We start from the raw sequence: 17,715 nt of genomic DNA, 5'->3' as shown, positions 1-17,715 counted from the left end.
ACTATACTTTGCTCTTATAGACTTTGGTATGTCCAGGCAGAAGGCCGGCTAAGACATTGTAAGTGCCCCGAATACCAACATTCCTTCCCTAGTCTGTATAGTCACTGCGCCCGGATTTAACGAGCAATTGAGTCAACAAATTCGCTTATCAGGGCCAATACCCGTTCTGGTTGCTCAAAATGCGGAAAGTGCCCGGCGTCCGGAATAAACACCGGTGAAGCATGGGGGCCAATGGCGTTGACGATATCGGTGACCTGCTGCGGCAGACCATACTCGTCGTTCTCGCCTTGCATGATCAGCGCCGGACAACGGACCTGCGACAACCAGGGCTGAAAGTTCATGGCCTGCCGGAAAGCCTCTTTGACCCAGGTTTCCTGCCAGGCATCAAACAGCAGCCTGCCACGCTCACCGTGGTGGCGCGCTAGTCGCTCGCCCAGATCGGTGGTGCGATAACGCTCTCCCATAGCCCGGATGCCATGGAGCGTCAACGGATCCACCGTGACGTGAGCGGCCATGGTGGCCAACCCGCTCACCTGGTCCGGAACCGCTCCGGCGGTAACCAGTGCAATTGAGCCACCATCGCTATGGCCCAGCAAAATGACATCCTTCAGACCCAGCGCCTGCAGCAACCGGGGCAACCATACCTCGCCTTCCTGTTCCAGGTAATCCAGCGGGCGCGGCAACGGTTCGGGAGATGACCGGCCATAACCTCGGCGCTCATAGACCAACACATCCCGACCTGTGGCCTCCGCCAACCGGGCCGGGAATGTCCGCCACAAGGCAATGGTACCCAGCGCCTCATGCAGCAACACAATTGCAGGACCGTCCTCGGCAGCATGCTTTATGTGGCGCACCTGCAGCGTGACGCCGTCTTCCAGGTCAACCGGAAAATCGAGTGTTTGCATAGCTGACCTTATCGCTCGGCAGGGATGGCATAACTGATGGTGGCGTGGGCCACCGGAGCGTCGTTGCCTTCCGAGCGCAAGTAGACCTCTCCGACACCCATGGCCTTGCCGACCCTCAACATACGGGCGCTGGCAATGACCGGACAATTGGCCACCGGCTTGCGCAGAAAGTTGATATTCAGATTCGTGGTGACCGCCAGCGGCACCAGCCCGATCCGGGTCAGCAAGGCGGCATAAAGCGCAACATCTGCCAGCCCCATCAGCGCCGGGCCAGAAACGGTTCCACCCGGTCGCAGATGCTCGTCCCCGACCTCCAGCTTCATATCTGCCCAGCCATCCCCCAGTCGCTCCAAGGTTCCGTAGCGGGCACCCTGGGGGAAATGTTCAGCCAGAAATTCTTCCAGTTGCCCAGCCGTTATCCTCATTGGCTGACTTCTTCTTTGGCCTGGTTACGCAGGATAAACCGCTGGATTTTGCCGCTGGGGGTTTTTGGCAGTTCGTCCACAAACTCAATTTCACGTGGGTAAGCGTGAGTGGAGAGGCGCCGTCTGACCAGCTCCTGAAGTTCGGTTTTGAGAGCCTCTTCGTCCTCGGGCTCATGCCCGGCACGGATGACCACATAAGCCTTGATGATGGAGCCGCGTTTCTCGTCCGGCTTGGCCACCACACCGGATTCGGCAACAGCGGAATGCTCAAGCAGCGTGCTCTCGACATCCGCCGGGCCAACCCGATAGCCAGCTGTGGTGATGATGTCATCGTCACGTCCGCTGAACGAGAAGCTGCCATCACCGTGAGCTATCGCCATATCACCGGTAAGGTAATAACCGGCCACGAACGGGTCCTTCTCGCCCCAGGTATAGCCATCGAAGCAGAATAACGGTGAGGCTTTCACGTCGATCGCCAGCTGGCCGACTTCGTTGGCACCCACCTCTTCATTCTGCTCGTTGAGGGCTACAACACGATGACCTGGGGAGGAATACCCCATGGAACCCACGCGTTTTTCATGCTCCAGCTCGTGAAAGTTGCAGCACGTCATGCCGGTTTCGGTCTGGCCGTAATGGTCCAGTACCTGGCACTGATGGCGCCGGGTCACCCAGTTGGTCACTTCCGGATTGAGCGGCTCGCCCGCGCTGCTGGCAACCCGGAGCCCAAGTATTTCGCCTTCCGGCAGGATATCGTCATTGGCTTTCAGGAGACGATAAGCCGTAGGCGCCGCCGCCAGATTGGTGATTTTGTACTTGCGGATCATGTCGTAGGTGGTTTCCGGGGTAAACGGCTTCGGATTGAAATGGGTAGCGTGCCCCATCAGCAGCGGCCCCACCACCGCGTAATACAAACCGTAAGCCCAGCCCGGATCCGCCACGTTCCAGAACGCATCCTCTTCACGCAGGCCAATGGCGTACTTCATATAAACGTAATAGGACAGCAGCGCCCTGGCAGGCACCGCAACACCCTTGGACTTGCCCACAGTGCCGGAGGTAAACATCTGCAGGAACGGATCATTCCCTTTGATGGATACCGGTTCAAACTGGTCAGACTGCTGTTCCAGAGTGGCATGGAAGTCGGTCACATCGGAACCGGTGTCGGCGGCGGCCACACACAATATGGGAGGACAGATTTTTACGTCCGTGAGTTTCGGATAGTTGACCGCATCCGTCACCACAAGCTTGGTACCTGCGCGCTCGAAGCGATACTCGATGGCACCTGACCCAAAGGCTGTAAACAGCGGCTGATAGACGGCACCAGCGCGTAACGCACCGGCAATCACAATCAACAGCTCAGGGCTGCGGGGCAATAAACCGGCAACCCGGTCGCCCTTGCCGATGCCCCGGGACTTCAGGTAGTTGGCAAAACGCGCAGACGAAGCCTGCAGCTGGGCAAAGGTCAGCTGTCCGGAACCACCACCTTCCTTCTCATAGAACAGAGCCACCCGCTGGGGGTCCTTAGCCCATTTGTCACAGATCTCGTTACAAACGTTCAGGCCGGTATCAAGGCGACCTTCCAGTACTTCTGCTTCCAGCCGTTCGGGGTCAAAATTCTTGTATACAGATGCGTAATCCGGCAGCTTCATCATCAGCTCCTGTTGTTGTTATCACGTGTGTTGTCGATGAATTGTTGAATCAAGGTTTATCACAGCATGCTGTTTACGTAAAGGTAAACTTAAAACGTCATTCAGTAGTCTTGGGTAACTATTTGATGAGCTTGAGAACGTCCCGGAATCCCGGATGATTGCTGTTTCCGAGCCACTCAAAAGCGACCATCTCGACCGTCACTATTTGTGCGCCGTTCTGGCGCAGGCGACTCAACGCCGCATCGCGATCAGAGACTTTGCGGGAGCCCACAGCGTCGGCCACAACCCATACCTGAAAACCGGCATCCATCAGCCCCAGCGCGGTTTGCAATATGCAGACATGGGCCTCACAACCGGCCACCATTGCAGTTTTTCGCTGCGGCGATAACGCTTTCACCAGGCCGTCGGCACAGGCGTCGAAGTGGCTTTTCACGACCGTTTGCCCACACACCTCACGGATCTCTTCCGCATTCGGGCCGAGGCGGTCCGGGCTTTGCTCGGTGCCAACTACCGGCACATCCAGCGCTTTGGCAATACCCGCCAGCCGCAGACACCGGGATAACACCGCGTCGCCCTGGTGAATGGCTGGCATCAGTTTGTGTTGCAGATCCACCAGCACAACAGATGAATCATCGGCAGACATCAGCATTGCTTGCCTCCAAAGCGTCGGAATAACTGTTCCGCATAATCCGGAACGAGATCAACGGCGTTTTATTTGAACACTTTCATACCGCCGGTGTTTTTCAGTAAAAGCAATCCCCAGAGATTGTAGTTCACGAACTCGGCGTCCGCGCGCGATCCTGCAACTTGCCACCCATTTTTTCTCTCACTTTCCCTCCTACTTTTTCCCCTACTTTTTCCCCCACTTTTTCCCCCAAAACCAGCAATGTCGGTGTCAGCAACAGTGTCAACAAGGTCGCAAACCCGAGGCCACCGGCTATAGCACTTGATAGTTGCGTCCACCACTGGGTCGAGGGCGCGCCAAACCCGAGCGAGGGCGACAACAGATCAACATTGACCCCGAGCACCATGGGCATCAATCCGAGAATCGTGGTAACGGCCGTGAGCAGCACCGGGCGCAGGCGCAGGCAGCCAGTTTCCAGTGCCGCTTCAAAAGCACCAAGGCCGGTTTTACGCATCTGATTGTAAGTATCAATCAGAATGATGTTGTTGTTCACCACGATACCCGCCAGCGCAATAATGCCCATCCCGACCATGACAATACCGAAGGACTGACCGTTAACCAGCAACCCTAACAGCACGCCGGCAGTGGACAGGACGATGGCGGACAGGATCAGCAATGCCTGGTACAGGGAGTTAAACTGGGTAACCAGAATCAACAGCATCAGTGCCAGCGCGACCATGAAAGCACTGAAGAGGAAGGTCGCAGCCTCCTGCTGCTCTTCATCTTCGCCCGCAAAACGCACGGTGATATTTGCCGGGGTGTCCGGCATCCGATCACGTAACGCCTGCAATTGCTGATCAGCCTGCAGGCCATCGGCGACGTCGGCTTTGACCGTAATGGTGCGCTGACCATCAACGCGCTGGATGATGCCGGTTTTAGGCGCCGGCTCCAGACTCAGGAAGTAAGATAACGGCACCTGCCCGCGACTGGTATTGATGGTCTGGCGCTCGAACTGGTCCAGCTCCCGCCAGTTATTCGGCACCCGCACCGCAATGTCCACTTCATCCCTGACATCTTCCGGACGATAGGTCGCCAGCACCAGTCCGTTGGTGACCAGCCGCACGGCACTGCCAACACTCAACACATCGGTGCCGAAGCGCGCAGCCGCTTCCCGGTCAACCTCCAGGCGCCATTCGATTCCCGGCAGGCTGCGGTCGTCCTCCACATCCACGAAACCGCCTATTGCATCCATGGCCGCCCTGAGTGTATCGACATAACCATCCAGGGCATCGCTCTGGGAACTGCTGATTTTAAGCTCCACCGGTTTGCCAGCACCCGGGCCTTGCTGCTGTTCCCTGAACTCAAGCACGATGCCGGGGATATCGGCAGTGCGAGCCCGGAAATCTGCCAGAATCTCCGATGCGGGACGACGCTCAAACCAGTCGGTAAACTGGAAATTCAGCACCCCCACCACATCTGGCGCCATCTGCGAGTCCGGGCTGATCAGCGAGCGCGCATACAGCGCTTTGACTTCGGGCATCCCCAGCAGGCGTGCCTCCACCTTTTGTACCAGCGTATCCCGCTGGTGGATGGACTGGTCCCCCCGCGCCCGTATCCAGACCTGGGCAGAATCCGGCTCGACACTGGGGAAAAACTCCACCCCGTGGTTGAAGCGGCCGTAAACCCCGTAAATCAATCCGACCAGCACAATCACCCCGAGCAGCGTGACGCCAGGCCAGCGCAACAATGTGGCCAATACCGCGCGATAACCTTGCCCCATCCGCCCGGATTCAACCGGTACACGGGCCCGGGAGCCGCTGCTGATTCCGCCGAGAACCGGCAGGAAAATCAACGCCATGGCAAGCGATGCCAGCAAGCACAGGATGACGGTGATCGGCAGGAACTTCATGAACTCCCCCACCAGCCCCGGCCAGAACAGCAGCGGCAGAAAGACCGCAAGCGTGGTGGCAGTGGAGGCGATCACCGGCCAGGCCATACGGCTCGCAGCCTCCGCCCACGCCTCTCCGGGAGCAAGCCCCTCATGGAGATTACGGTCGGCCAGTTCCGACACCACAATCGCACCGTCCACCAACATACCGGCGACCAGGATGAGACTGAACAGCACAACAATATTGAGGGTGTACCCGAGGCTCCATATCATCAGGATTCCGGCCAGGAAGGCACCCGGAATCGTAAGCCCCACCAACAATGCGGAACGCAGGCCCATGGTGGCAATAATCACAATGATCACCAGCACAATGGCGGTCAGTACGTTGTTCAGCAGGTCACGCAAGATATCCTGCACTTCCGTCGACTGGTCCATGATGTAGCTTGCTTCCAGACCGTCGGGGAACTGATCTTCAGCGGCCGCTACCAACGCTTTCACCTGATTAACGGTTTCGATGATGTTGGCACCGGTGCGTTTTGACACTTCCAGGACAACCGCCGGCTCGCCATTTATCCTGGCGAAACCGGTCGGGTCCTTGAAACTGCGCTGCAGCATGGCGACATCCCCGAAGGTAACCACCGCATCTCCATTGACCTTGATCGGCATCGCCATAACGTCTTCGATGGTCTCGATCACCCCTGGTACTTTCATCGCCATGCGGCCGGAACCGGTGTCCAGACTTCCCGCCGCGACCAGCTGGTTATTACGGGCCACCAGGGTGGCAAGCTGGTCATAATCTATGCCGTAACTCTCCAATACCTGGGGGTCGACCACAACTTCCAGAACGTCTTCCCGGTCTCCGCCGATGGTTACTTCGAGTACCTGGGGAATACCCTCGATGGCGTCCTGGAGGCGCCGAGCCACGGTAATCAGCTCGCGCTGGGAAAGGGGTCCGGACAGGCCGATGGAAAGCACCGGAAACAGCGAGACGTTAATCTCGTTTACTCTTGGCTCATCGGCTTCTGACGGGATATTGGTGCGCGCGGTGTCGACCTTTTCACGAACATCCTGCAACGCTTTGTCCGGATCAAAGCCGGCGTCGAATTCCAGCATGATTGATGCATGGCCTTCGGAGGCGGTGCCCCGAATCTCCTTGATACCTTCCAGCGATCTCAGCTCCTGCTCCATGGGCCGAACCAACAGGCGCTCGCCATCCTCAGGGCTGATGCCTTCCAGCGTCATGGAGACATAAATCATCGGAATCGTTACGTCCGGATTGGCTTCCTTGGGTATGATCTGGAACGCCACGATACCGCCCATAATCAGGAAGATAAGCGCCAGTAAGGTGGTGCGACTGCGGTTCAGGGCCGCATAGATCAGGGTTTGCATCGGTCAGCCCTCAGCCTTGGGCCGGGGGCTGGCTAACGAACCGGTTACCGGTGTTACAGGCTGCCCCGGGGAAACAAAACCTCCGCCCTGTGTCACCAGCCGAATGCTGGCCGGCAAGCCCGCAACCCAGGCTCCGTCCGTGGTCGCACTCAGCATCTGTACCGTTGTGAAGCGCACTCTATCGTCGTCATCCACGTGCAGTACCCCGAGCTTGCCATCATCGCCCAGGCTGAGATAGGCCGGCGACAGGAACGTCGCCTGTCGTTCTGGCAGCGAGATCCCCAGCGTGGCACTGCCACCCGCTACTCTCAGCCGTTCGGGATTCGGCACATCAGCCTCCACATAAAAACTGCGGGTTTCAGCATTCGCTGCGCTGGCCACAAAGCTCAACCTGCCTTCCAGGATACGACCATCCAGAAGCTCCACACTCACCGGCTGGCCCTGTTCCAGGCCTGCCACCGATTGTTGCGGTGCATTGCCGGTCACTTTCAGACGGTCCACCTGAACCAGTTCCAGCAGCGATTGGCCCCTGGCGACATATTCTCCGAGTTCGGCATTACGCTGATTCACCACGCCGTCAAACGGTGCTGTCGGCTGGATATGACGCAAGGCCAGCTCGGCCTGTTCGAGCGCGGCCTGGGCAGCCGCGAGCTCACTTTCGAGGCGCAGCTTTTCGGACTCGGACACCAGGTTCCCGGTACGCAGGCGCTCAGCACCTTTCAGTTCTGCGGCCAGCTGCCTGACCCGGGCCCGCGCCTGGGCCACTGCTGCAGGCCGGTCTTCCTCGGATAGTTTTACCAGCACGTCCCCCGCCTGGACCTGTTGCCCTTGCTGCACGGGCAGCGCCTCAACGATGGCCTCAACCTGGGCACTGATGGAAACCCGCCGCCATGGCTCAATCTGCCCCTGTATCATGACCTTTGGCTGATAGGTAGTGGCATTGTAACGCTCTACTTCTACCCGGACAGGCCCGTCACTGGCGGTTTTCTGGGGCTCGTCCACATCCTCCCGCGCGGTCTTGACATCACCACTGATCATCCAGAGTACCAGCCCGAAGAACAGCGACACGGCCAGGGCCACCGGCCCCCAGATTTCCTTTTTCAGATGCATCATTGTTGTTCATCCTGAATGTGCGGTACGGAGCCAACGGCCGGAGCGCCTACCAGGCCGGCAATCATGAAATCGGCTACGTAATCAAAGTAGGTGGGCAACGTGGTGGTGTGACTGCGAGGCCCGAAACCGCCTGCGGCAACTCTTGACATCACCCCCTGAAAGCCCGCTTCGATACCCCAGTAGACGGTTTCGACCGAAGCGATCTTGAGCTCGCCATGGGACACGGCGGCGTCGAGGAACTGATGAAACATTTCGGTATATTCCGCATCCAGTTGCCGGAATTCAGACTGAATGTCACTCCCCAGGCGGTCCAGAAACTCCGGCCGCTCGCAATGCAGGCAGAGCTGGACCTCAACCGGGCTTTGCGCCATCAGATCGAACGCCAGCCTGATCACCGCGCGCATTGCCACCAGCGGACTACCGACGTCGGATATGGCCCGGTATCGGGCCAGACAGCGGCGGGAGAACTCCAGTGCCAGGCGCGCATAAATCGCGTCCTTGGTGGGAAAATGCTTGTACACCGTGCCTTTGCCAATTCCTGCCGCCGCAGCCACTTCCGCCACTGTCACCGACTCCCACCCACGCTGAAGGAACAACTCCAGCGCGGTGTCCAGCAACAGACGCTCGCGCTGGGCAAAGACTTCATCCTGATAACTCATCGTTTGTGCTGCCTTACTACCTGAATGTGGCCAGAGATGGCCATTTGTGACCGGCGGTCATAATATGACTTTGAGTCATAATTCGCAAGAGTACCCTTCAAGAGCACCCTTCAAGAGTACTCTTACAGTGAACTCCTGGTTGAGGCGATGGTATTCGAGGCTGCGGATGGCGCGATGGACCCGTCAATTGCGGGCGCAACAGTTCTGGCACATGACTGACCAGCAGCCGGCAACGAAGGAGGTGTTGGAGGGCCGGAAAACCCGGAAGCAGGCAGTGCAGCTTTTGATGAATCTTCGCCGGGTTTCCAATGACGAAGCTCACAAGTTACTGAGAAAACTGGCCATCCTTGGTTGCAAACGGATTGTTGAAGCTGGAGGACTCGCCTTGCAGCTCTGCTTCCGGGTGGTTCTTGGTCATCAACGATTTCATCTCGGCGACATGAGCTTTTGGGGTATCTACCATGACCAGGTAACGACCAGCCTCAATATCCTTATGGAAACGTCGTATCCGGTAATTTTCACCGGTAATGCCCCCAAACCCGCCAAGCCAGGCACCCGCCACGGTGAAGAAAGCGAACATTGCAACCCAGGCCGCGGTCGGCCATGCTAACCCGCTGAACATGGCCATCAGCAAGACAAAAGTGAGCCCGAACACTGCTCCGATGATCGCACCCCGCTCCACAAATCTCACCAGGTCGGTGCGGTCCAGCACGCTGGCACCGTGCAGATGGTGGGTGTAAAGCCCAGCCTCATCCTTGCTGACAATATGGAACCGCCAATTGGTGATGCCTTTTTCATGCAGGTCGTCAGAAATATCCTGCACACTATCTATGGAATCCACGAGATAAAACAACCGCTTCATAGTTGACCTCCCCTGCTGCTGCAGATGATGGTGCAGATGCTGTTAGAGAGTGGATCAATATAAAGTATAGAGGGCACAGGTTATTATTTGATCAGCCCGCAGCGGCTTTCTCAGACTGTCTTACGATAAGCCCGCCAGGCTTAAGCTGGTTACGAATAAGAAGAGCTGGGCGCTAGATCTGATGGGAATTGAGCACACCCTCAAGGTCAGACACATCGACCATCGGGTCATCCAGATCGAGCAGCACCTCTGACCGCGCAATGGTCCAGGCACGACCGGTAATTTCGCTGCTCATGCCGCGATAACTTCCGACCTGGGCGGCGCCGAGAACTTTGCCGGCGAACGTACTGCCACGGGGTGAGATGGTTTCGAGCCATTGGCCGTCCCGGATTTCGCCCCGGTGGTACATCAGCGCCAGTCGGGCGGAAGTACCAGTACCGGTCGGGCTACGGCAGATAACGCCCGGATGGACGTAGGTGGCAGAGCGGGACCGGAAGCCATCGCTGCCCAAGCGCTCCACCGGGCCCATCAGATGGGCAAAAGGCAGCGGACCAACGTGGCCCAGATCCGGGTGCTCCTGAGTCACTGCCGGGCGGGCAGCCTCGACAAAGGCCCGTCCAAAAGTGGCCATTGCCGGCATTTCATCGGAGACCAACCCGAATCCGAGCGCACTGGCATCCACCATGGCAAAGTAAGCCCCACTCCAGACCAGGTCAAAGGGGACCTGTCCGAAGCCTGGCACGTATGCGACCAGGTCCTGAGCCGAGACAAACGCCGGCTCGCTGCGGGTGGTGATGGACTCGACCCGGCCATTGCGGTTCCGGGCATTGATGTAGGCAAGACCCGCCGGCGACTCCAGCACCAACAACTGTTCGCCCTCTTCCATCGGGACAATACCATTCTCCAGAATCGCGGTGGCTGTACAGATCGTGTTGGAGCCGGAATACAGGGGGTAACCCATGGCTTCCATGATGATGTAACCGGCCTGGGCTTTCGGATTATCCGGAGGCACGATCAGGTCGACAGACATGAACGGATCGCCGTAGGGTTCATTCAAAAGCCAGCGGCGAAAACCGTCACCGTACTTCTGGATATAGCGCATCTGCTCCAGCACCGAACCCCCAGGCAGGTGGCCGACACCCCGGGTAACAATACGACTGACGTCGCCACCCGATTGCATGTCCACGAGCTCGACCGCACGCATCCGTTCATGTTGTTGGTACCTGAACGGCTGCTTAGGCATACCAGACTCCACGTTGCTCGAACTCGCGAGCCCTCACATCCTTCGCAACCATGGCTACCTGCTCCTGTCATACCGGCTATCAGATCAGGATAGGTCATTTTTTCGTCGACGTCAGGCTCTTAACGCGCAATGACCCGATACACAGGCCGAAGCCGTGGAATCTGTTTCAGTACCACCTGAATGACCGTGGTTAACGGAACCGCAAGCAGAACGCCCACCGGGCCCCAGAGCCAGCCCCAGAAAAAGATCGACACGAAAATAACCACCGGATTAATCGCCATGCGGAAGCCATGGATATAGGGCTCCAGGAAAAAGCCGATCAGCGCTGTCAGCCCCAGGTAACCCACCGGCGCAACAGCCATCTTCCAGAGCTCATCCAGGCTGGTGGCCGACACCACCGCCAACAGTGAAATGGTCAGTATCACACCGAGATAGGGAATGAACCGGGCCAGGCCTGCCACCAATCCCCACACTGCCGGTGATGGCAGCCCAACTGCCCAGGCCAGCAAACCGGTAGCGGTCCCTACAAACAGGTTACTGAGACCAATTACCGCAAGATAGCGGGCAATTTCATGCTGGGCCTCATGGACAATATGCAGAGCGTTGCGGCGCTGACCTCTCGGCAACTGACGGACAAAATTCTGGATCAGGCGGTCGCCGCTGACCAGCAGAAAATACGTAAGCGCCAGGGCCAGAGCCAGGCCCGCAAAGCCATTCTTCACCTTGTTGAACAGTTTTGCGCGCCATGAGTCGGTCTGCAAGACGACCGTGTTGGTGGTTCCGGCTCCAGCGCTTTCGCTGTCGGAAAGCTCTTCAACGGACTTTTCGACTTGAGCCGCGGACTCGGAGACCTTCTCGATCTGCCTCCTGAATGCGCTTTCACCCACCAGTAGCTTCGATATGCCTTCCGGTGCCTTACTCGCCCACTCGGTCACCGGTTTGGCAACCGCCCAGCCCAGCCCCGCCATTGCGGCGATCAGTGTCAGGATAAGGACCAGGGAGGTGATCACTCGCGGTATACCGAAACGGCGGTAGGCTTTCTTGACCAGCGGAGATAACAGCAGACTGGTCAGCAAGGCCAGAATAATCGGCAGGATAATCTCATGGGCCAGGTACAGGGTGTACAGGACCCCCAGCACGAAAAGACCGTAGACAGGAGTTACAATATTTGACGGGACCTGAAGCCGGTAATTTCTGAGCTTCTTGCTTGGGGTCCCGTCGGCATTCTGATCAGTAGTGGGTTGGTCTTCCATGGCGTTTCAAGCGGCCTTATACATGTATAAATGGTATCGCCGCCTACTGCTCAGCCGCGAAGGTTCAGCTCTGTGGTTGGTAATAAAAGCGCTGAATGCTGGAGAAATCCAGTGCGCCATTACCCTGGGATGCGTGCAGTTCAAACAGGTTGCGTGCCAGGGCGCCCATGGGAACAGCAGCGTGATTCTGTACCGCATTGTCCATCGCCAGCCCCAGATCCTTGTTCATCAGATCCACCAGGAAACCGCCCTGGTACTGACGCGATGCCGGCGCTGCCTCCATAACTCCCGGCCAGGGATTGTATACGTTCAGGGCCCAGTTTCCACCTGAACTCTGTTTCATTATTTCAGACAGTACGGCGGGATCGAGACCGTTTTTTACACCGAGGGCCAATGCCTCGCTGGTGCCGCTCATCAGGATCGCCAGCAACATGTTATTGCAGATCTTTGCGATCTGACCGGCGCCATGGGGACCGGCGTGGAAAATGTTTTTGCCCATACCTTCAAGAATCGGCCTGGCCTGGTCAAAGGCCGCCTTCTCCCCACCACAAATGAACGTCAGGGTACCGGCTTTGGCGCCGCCGACACCACCAGACACGGGCGCGTCCATGAACGTGATGTTCTTTTCAACCGCTGCTTCGGCCACTTTGCGGGCCGTTTCCGGCGCAATGGTGGAAGAATCAATAACAAGAGTTTTGGATGCAAGGCTTGCCAGCAAGCCGTTGTCACCCAGGTACACGGCCTCGACGTGCTTTCCGGCGGGCAGCATCGTGATCACACAATCGGCAGAGTCCGCTGCCTCCGTGGCAGTGGCGGCACTCTTGGCGCCTTCACCAACAAGGGTGCGGACCGCATCGTCGGATAAATCAAATACCGTCACCTCGTGTCCGGCTTTGAGCAGGTTGGAGGCCATCGGGCCACCCATGTTTCCGAGTCCGATAAACGTAATAGTCGCCATAATTATTGTTCTCCGTATTTTCTGTGTTCAGGCTGAAGATCTTCAGTTCAGGTTTTCAGAAAAAATTCGTCCACCCACATCGGATCAATACTGGCCAGAGTCGGATATTGCCAGCGTGGTTGCAGGTCTTTGTCAATCAGCAACGCCCGGATACCCTCTGCGAACTCGCCTTTTTTCAGGCAATGGATGGAAAGCCGGCGCTCTTTTCGAAACACATCCGCAAGACTGTCTCGAGGCGTATCGTGGAAGTGTTTCCAGTGAATCGCCATCGATGCCGGTGATGCGGCCGCCACCGTCTTGACCGCTTTCACGAGCCATGGGTCGTCATCCTGCATGCGAGTCAGGTTGTCCACCACATCGATCAACGTGTCGCCATCCGTCAAGGACTGAATGACATCGAAATGATTCCTGACGACCGATTCGGGCAAGACTTCCCGTGATTCTGCTTCAAACTGACGCAAGACTTTATTGACGGCTTTGATGGCCGTGCTGCCGAATTGTGCCTGCTGCAAAGCGGCCTTCACCTCGTCACGGCGGTCGTGACAGATAAAGCGATCCGCCAGCCCGACAAACAGGGCATCGGCCCCGTTCATCCGTGCCCCGGTCAGGCCGAGGAAAAGTCCGGTACGACCAGGCATACGGTTCAGGAACCAGCCAGCCCCGACATCCGGGTACAATCCGATGCTGACTTCCGGCATCGCCAGTTTTGACCGTTCAGTCACCACCCGGTGAGAGGCACCGGCCATCAGGCCCAGACCACCCCCCATCACGATGCCGTTACCCCAGACAATAAAGGGCTTGGGGTAGGCGTGGATCAGATAATCCAGCTCATACTCGTCGGTGAAGAACTGTTCGCCCACGCTGGCAGTGCGATGATCCGAACGCGGCTCGGTCATGTCACGATAGAGCGCGACGATGTCCCCGCCAGCGCAAAGAGCCTTATCGCCCTCACCTTCCAGCCACACGGCTTTGACTTCACGGTCCTTCGCCCAGTCATCGAGACGGGCTTTGAGCAGGTGGATCATGTCCAGAGACAAGGCATTCATCGCCCGCGGCACGTTCAGGCGCGCGACACCGATGCAGCCCCCGCCGTTGATTGCGAGTTCTTCAAATATTACAGATTGGTTGCTCATAGGATTGCCCGGTTGTCCTTATCGGTTCTTCCACTGGGGCGCGCGTTTTTCAAGAAACGCATTAACGCCTTCGCGCTGATCTTCGGTGCTGAAAAGTTCAATGAACAGTTCACGCTCCATGCGCCAGCCATCCGCATGGCTGCGACCATCGCGGGCACTCATCACCAGCGACTTGCAACGGGCAGTCGACGACGGGCTCTGCTTGCAGGCCATCGCTGCCAGCTCAAGTGCCTTGTCCAGCGCCGTGCCAGTTGGCACCACTTCTTCCACCAGCCCGATGGCCAGGGCGCGTTCAGCCGTAATGCGCTCGCCGCACAGAATCATGCGCTTGGCCCAGCCCTCACCTACCAGCCAGGGCAGGTTCTGAGTGCCGCCAGCGCACGGCAGCACACCAACACTGGCCTCAGGCAAGGCCATCTGGGCCTGCTCCTCGGCAATGCGCAGGTCGCAGGACAGCGCGCATTCCAGGCCCCCGCCCATGGCATAGCCGTTGATGGCAGCAATGGACACACCGCGGAAACGGGTAAGCGTATCGAACGCCTTGCCGAACGCCTGGGCCATTATGTTGGCTTTACCAGCATCGCCGTCGGCAAAGCTTTTGAGATCCGCACCGGCGGAAAAGAACTTCTCACCCTGGCCCGTCACCACCAGAGCAAAGATATTATCATCCGCGTTCAGGGCTTCGACGGTTTCGGTCAGGGCTGATAGTGACTCCAGGGTCCAGGTATTGGCCGGTGGATTATTGATGGTGATAATCGCGATATGGTCGCGTTTTTCCAGTTGAATCAGGTCGCTCATCGGATTGCCTCTTGTTTTGTCAGCTACTGTTCTGTCGGCTACTGAATGGCTTCAACAACCCCCGGTTCCAACAGCCGGCGGGCGACAATCAGCCGCATGATTTCGTTGGTGCCTTCCAGAATCTGGTGCACCCTCAGGTCTCGCACGTAACGCTCAAGGGGATATTCCCGGATATAGCCATAGCCACCGTGAAGCTGTAGGGCGTCGTTGCACACTTCAAAGCAGGCGTCGGTGGCAAATCGCTTTGCCATTGCACACAGCATTGTGGCTTCCGAGTTGCGCTGGTCGAGGTTGTAAGCCCCCAGACGAACCATCTGACGGGCGGCCACCAGATTCGTCGCCATGTCCGCCAGCTTGAACTGCAACGCCTGAAAGCCCGCCAGCGGCTGCCCGAACTGCTCACGCTCATGCATATAATTGCGGCTTCGCACCAGCGCTGCCTGGGCGCCGCCCAGGGAACAGGTCGCAATGTTCAGGCGGCCGCCGTCGAGGCCTTTCATGGCGATCTTGAAACCATCGCCTTCCTCGCCCAGACGGTTCTCTGCTGGTACCCGCACGTTTTCAAACGTGATCTGCCGGGTGGGCTGACTGTTCCAGCCCATCTTCTCTTCCGCTTTGCCGTAATGAATGCCGTCGCTGTCTGCTGGCACCGCAAAGGCACTGATGCCCCTGGCGCCACTGTCCGGCGAACCGGTCCTGGCCATCACCACCAATATCTGGGTACTGCCGGCACCCGAGATAAACACCTTGCTACCGTTAAGGACGTAATCATCGCCGTCCTTTACCGCTTTGGTGCGCAGACTACCGGCATCGGACCCGGCGCCGGGTTCAGTCAGACAATATGAGCCCAACCATTCACCACTGGCCATACGTGGAGCAATCGTATCCTGCACGTGGGCATTGCCAAACATGGCGACCATCCAGGTCGCCATGTTATGAATGGTAATGTAGGCCGCCGTGGACGGACAGGCGGCCGCCAGCTCTTCCACGATGACCGTGGTATCAAGCCGTGACAATCCCATACCACCCTGGGCTTCGGGGGTATAAATGCCACAAAACCCCATCTCGCCCGCTTCCCGGATCACGTCCACCGGGAATTCGTGTTCCGCATCCCATCTCGCAGCGTGGGGTGCCATGGCCTTCTCGGCAAAGACTCTGGCGGCCTCCCGAAACGCCAACTGGTCCTCGGTCAGATCGAAGTTCATCGTCGCTCCCCTTACCGCATACGGATGGAGAAGTTGGTTTCCGCAATCGCGTCTTTGGCGAACCAGCGTGCAGTGATGGTCTTGGTTTCGGTATAGAACCGGACCGCCTGCTTGCCGTAGGCGTGCTGGTCACCATAGAACGAGCCCTTCCAGCCGGTGAAGGAGAAGAAAGGCAGGGGCACCGGGATGGGCACGTTGATACCCACCTGACCGACTTCAATTTCATGCTGGTAACGACGGGCTGCACCACCGGAACTGGTGTACAGGGAAGTCCCGTTGCCGTAAGGGCTGTTATTGACCAGCTCAATGGCATCACCAAAGGTGTCTACTTCCATGCAGGCCAGAACCGGGCCGAATATCTCTTCTTTGTAGATCTCCATTTCCGGCTTGACGCCAGAGAACAGGGTGGGACCCACCCAGTTACCATCAGGCAGACCCGGCACTTCACAACCACGGCCATCCAGCAGCAGGTTGGCACCTTCGGCTTCGCCCTGGGCAATCAGTGATTCCACCCGCTTCTTGGCCTGGGGGCTGATCACCGGGCCATAGCTGGCGCCCTTGTCATTCCAGGCGCCGGGCTTGACCGCCGCCAGCGCCGCTTTGACATCGGGAATCCATTCCTGGGCCTCACCCACAAAGACTGCCACCGAAATCGCCATGCAGCGCTGACCGGCAGCACCGACAGAGGCACCTACCAGTGCATTGACGACCTGCTGCTTGTCGGCGTCCGGCAGAATAACCATATGATTCTTGGCGCCGGCAAAGCTTTGTACCCGCTTCATGTTCTTGGTGCCGGTTTCGTAGATGTAACGGCCAACCGGCACGGAACCAACGAAAGACACCGCCTTGATGGCGGGATCCGTCAGCAGGATATCGACCTGCTCTTTGCCACCGTGAACCACCTGCAATACGCCCTTGGGCGCGCCGGCTTCTTCAAACAGTTCTGCCAGCCGAGTGGGCGTCAAAGGGTCCTGCTCTGACGGCTTCAGGATGAAGGTGTTGCCACAGGCAATGGCCATGGGAAACATCCAGAGCGGGATCATCGCCGGGAAGTTGAACGGTGTGATACCAGCGCAAACACCCAGTGGCTGGATGTAGGAATAGGTGTCAACTTCACGGGCGACGTTCTCGACGGTCTCGCCCATCATCAACGAGGGAATGTTGGCTGCGTGCTCGACCACTTCGATACCGCGCCAGACATCACCTTTTGCATCGTCAAACGTCTTGCCGGTTTCCTTGGACAGGATTTCAGCAATTTCATCATGATGCTCTTTGAGCAGGGCCTGGTAACGCATCATCACACGGGCACGCTCGGATACCGGGGTTTCTTTCCAGGTCTTGAAGACTTCGCCAGCATGGTCAATCGCGCGGCGCATTTCAGCATCCGTTGTACAAGGTGCACGTGCGATAACTTCGTTGGTGGCCGGGTCCGTGACGTCGATCCACTGCTCGGTCTGGCTTTCTATGAATTCGCCACCGATGTATAGAGGTACGGTTTTCATTTTGTGGTTTCCTTTCGTTGTTGTAGTGAAATCTGGTCGTTGTTGTAATGATATTTGGTCGTTGTGACAGTGATACTTGGGGGACATTACCCTCAGGCTTTCCTAGATCCT

Annotated in this window: 15 protein-coding genes and 1 pseudogene; 1 reads left to right on the top strand and 15 read right to left on the bottom strand. The window is 57.8% G+C overall.

Going from position 1 to position 17,715, the window contains the following annotated elements:
- Positions 1-116: 116 nt before the first annotated feature.
- The 7 genes from F6Y09_RS07210 to F6Y09_RS07180 all read right to left on the bottom strand — a co-directional run bounded on the left by F6Y09_RS07210 (position 117) and on the right by F6Y09_RS07180 (position 8,650).
- Positions 117-905, bottom strand: a complete 789-nt coding sequence (locus F6Y09_RS07210) for an alpha/beta fold hydrolase (protein WP_152206248.1) — start codon at positions 903-905, stop codon at positions 117-119.
- An 8-nt stretch (positions 906-913) separates the two neighbouring features.
- Positions 914-1,330 (bottom strand): PaaI family thioesterase, encoded by a 417-nt coding sequence (locus F6Y09_RS07205; RefSeq protein WP_152206247.1) that lies wholly within the window; start codon positions 1,328-1,330, stop codon positions 914-916.
- Complete coding sequence (locus F6Y09_RS07200; protein WP_152206246.1) at positions 1,327-2,976, bottom strand: AMP-binding protein; 1,650 nt, start codon at positions 2,974-2,976, stop codon at positions 1,327-1,329. Before F6Y09_RS07200 ends, F6Y09_RS07205 begins: the two co-directional genes overlap by 4 nt.
- Before the next feature lie 118 nt (positions 2,977-3,094).
- Positions 3,095-3,625, bottom strand: coding sequence for an isochorismatase family protein (locus F6Y09_RS07195; protein ID WP_152206245.1), 531 nt, complete (start codon positions 3,623-3,625; stop codon positions 3,095-3,097).
- A gap of 124 nt (positions 3,626-3,749) precedes the next feature.
- Entirely contained in the window at positions 3,750-6,878 is a 3,129-nt protein-coding gene (locus F6Y09_RS07190) for an efflux RND transporter permease subunit (RefSeq protein ID WP_152206244.1), read from the bottom strand.
- Between the two features lie 3 nt (positions 6,879-6,881).
- Positions 6,882-7,991: an efflux RND transporter periplasmic adaptor subunit gene (locus F6Y09_RS07185; RefSeq protein WP_343031079.1), complete on the bottom strand. Its 1,110-nt coding sequence runs from the start codon at positions 7,989-7,991 to the stop codon at positions 6,882-6,884.
- Complete coding sequence (locus tag F6Y09_RS07180) at positions 7,988-8,650, bottom strand: TetR/AcrR family transcriptional regulator (RefSeq protein ID WP_152206243.1); 663 nt, start codon at positions 8,648-8,650, stop codon at positions 7,988-7,990. Before F6Y09_RS07180 ends, F6Y09_RS07185 begins: the two co-directional genes overlap by 4 nt.
- 64 nt (positions 8,651-8,714) lie before the next feature.
- Between F6Y09_RS07180 and F6Y09_RS20825 the strand changes: the two are divergent.
- A pseudogene (locus F6Y09_RS20825) lies at positions 8,715-8,942 on the top strand (hypothetical protein); the annotation flags it as partial.
- A gap of 33 nt (positions 8,943-8,975) precedes the next feature.
- Here the strand turns inward: F6Y09_RS20825 and F6Y09_RS20490 are convergent.
- From F6Y09_RS20490 to F6Y09_RS07140, 8 genes are all read right to left on the bottom strand, one after another.
- Positions 8,976-9,512 carry a hypothetical protein gene (locus F6Y09_RS20490; RefSeq protein WP_246180386.1) on the bottom strand — a complete coding sequence of 179 codons (537 nt, stop codon included), beginning with the start codon at positions 9,510-9,512 and terminating at the stop codon, positions 8,976-8,978.
- 172 nt (positions 9,513-9,684) lie between these two features.
- Positions 9,685-10,755, bottom strand: coding sequence for a proline racemase family protein (locus F6Y09_RS07170; RefSeq protein WP_246180385.1), 1,071 nt, complete (start codon positions 10,753-10,755; stop codon positions 9,685-9,687).
- 119 nt (positions 10,756-10,874) lie between these two features.
- Positions 10,875-12,008 (bottom strand): AI-2E family transporter, encoded by a 1,134-nt coding sequence (locus tag F6Y09_RS07165; RefSeq protein WP_152206241.1) that lies wholly within the window; start codon positions 12,006-12,008, stop codon positions 10,875-10,877.
- 64 nt (positions 12,009-12,072) lie between these two features.
- The gene (mmsB, locus tag F6Y09_RS07160; protein WP_152206240.1) at positions 12,073-12,966 is read right to left on the bottom strand and encodes a 3-hydroxyisobutyrate dehydrogenase; all 894 of its coding nucleotides are present in this window, start codon (positions 12,964-12,966) and stop codon (positions 12,073-12,075) included.
- A 47-nt stretch (positions 12,967-13,013) separates the two neighbouring features.
- Positions 13,014-14,099, bottom strand: coding sequence for an enoyl-CoA hydratase/isomerase family protein (locus F6Y09_RS07155; protein WP_152206239.1), 1,086 nt, complete (start codon positions 14,097-14,099; stop codon positions 13,014-13,016).
- 18 nt (positions 14,100-14,117) lie between these two features.
- The gene (locus F6Y09_RS07150) at positions 14,118-14,897 is read right to left on the bottom strand and encodes an enoyl-CoA hydratase (RefSeq protein ID WP_152206238.1); all 780 of its coding nucleotides are present in this window, start codon (positions 14,895-14,897) and stop codon (positions 14,118-14,120) included.
- A 38-nt stretch (positions 14,898-14,935) separates the two neighbouring features.
- Entirely contained in the window at positions 14,936-16,102 is a 1,167-nt protein-coding gene (locus F6Y09_RS07145; protein ID WP_152206237.1) for an acyl-CoA dehydrogenase family protein, read from the bottom strand.
- An 11-nt stretch (positions 16,103-16,113) separates the two neighbouring features.
- Positions 16,114-17,604, bottom strand: a complete 1,491-nt coding sequence (locus tag F6Y09_RS07140) for a CoA-acylating methylmalonate-semialdehyde dehydrogenase (protein ID WP_152206236.1) — start codon at positions 17,602-17,604, stop codon at positions 16,114-16,116.
- Positions 17,605-17,715 lie beyond the last annotated feature (111 nt).

The sequence above is a fragment of the Marinobacter changyiensis genome, from assembly GCF_009193265.1.
Lineage (GTDB): Bacteria > Pseudomonadota > Gammaproteobacteria > Pseudomonadales > Oleiphilaceae > Marinobacter > Marinobacter changyiensis.
This window is presented reverse-complemented; position numbering and strand designations above follow the sequence as displayed.

What these genes read in the sequence shown, in the direction of transcription:
- F6Y09_RS07170 (WP_246180385.1), bottom strand. Translation starts at nt 10,755, where the DNA reads ATGCCTAAGCAGCCGTTCAGGTACCAACAACATGAACGGATGCGTGCG.
- mmsB (WP_152206240.1), bottom strand. Translation starts at nt 12,966, where the DNA reads ATGGCGACTATTACGTTTATCGGACTCGGAAACATGGGTGGCCCGATG.
- F6Y09_RS07190 (WP_152206244.1), bottom strand. Translation starts at nt 6,878, where the DNA reads ATGCAAACCCTGATCTATGCGGCCCTGAACCGCAGTCGCACCACCTTA.
- F6Y09_RS07165 (WP_152206241.1), bottom strand. Translation starts at nt 12,008, where the DNA reads ATGGAAGACCAACCCACTACTGATCAGAATGCCGACGGGACCCCAAGC.
- F6Y09_RS07195 (WP_152206245.1), bottom strand. Translation starts at nt 3,625, where the DNA reads ATGCTGATGTCTGCCGATGATTCATCTGTTGTGCTGGTGGATCTGCAA.
- F6Y09_RS07185 (WP_343031079.1), bottom strand. Translation starts at nt 7,991, where the DNA reads ATGATGCATCTGAAAAAGGAAATCTGGGGGCCGGTGGCCCTGGCCGTG.
- F6Y09_RS07210 (WP_152206248.1), bottom strand. Translation starts at nt 905, where the DNA reads ATGCAAACACTCGATTTTCCGGTTGACCTGGAAGACGGCGTCACGCTG.
- F6Y09_RS07145 (WP_152206237.1), bottom strand. Translation starts at nt 16,102, where the DNA reads ATGAACTTCGATCTGACCGAGGACCAGTTGGCGTTTCGGGAGGCCGCC.
- F6Y09_RS20490 (WP_246180386.1), bottom strand. Translation starts at nt 9,512, where the DNA reads ATGAAGCGGTTGTTTTATCTCGTGGATTCCATAGATAGTGTGCAGGAT.
- F6Y09_RS07155 (WP_152206239.1), bottom strand. Translation starts at nt 14,099, where the DNA reads ATGAGCAACCAATCTGTAATATTTGAAGAACTCGCAATCAACGGCGGG.
- F6Y09_RS07140 (WP_152206236.1), bottom strand. Translation starts at nt 17,604, where the DNA reads ATGAAAACCGTACCTCTATACATCGGTGGCGAATTCATAGAAAGCCAG.
- F6Y09_RS07180 (WP_152206243.1), bottom strand. Translation starts at nt 8,650, where the DNA reads ATGAGTTATCAGGATGAAGTCTTTGCCCAGCGCGAGCGTCTGTTGCTG.
- F6Y09_RS07200 (WP_152206246.1), bottom strand. Translation starts at nt 2,976, where the DNA reads ATGAAGCTGCCGGATTACGCATCTGTATACAAGAATTTTGACCCCGAA.
- F6Y09_RS07150 (WP_152206238.1), bottom strand. Translation starts at nt 14,897, where the DNA reads ATGAGCGACCTGATTCAACTGGAAAAACGCGACCATATCGCGATTATC.
- F6Y09_RS07205 (WP_152206247.1), bottom strand. Translation starts at nt 1,330, where the DNA reads ATGAGGATAACGGCTGGGCAACTGGAAGAATTTCTGGCTGAACATTTC.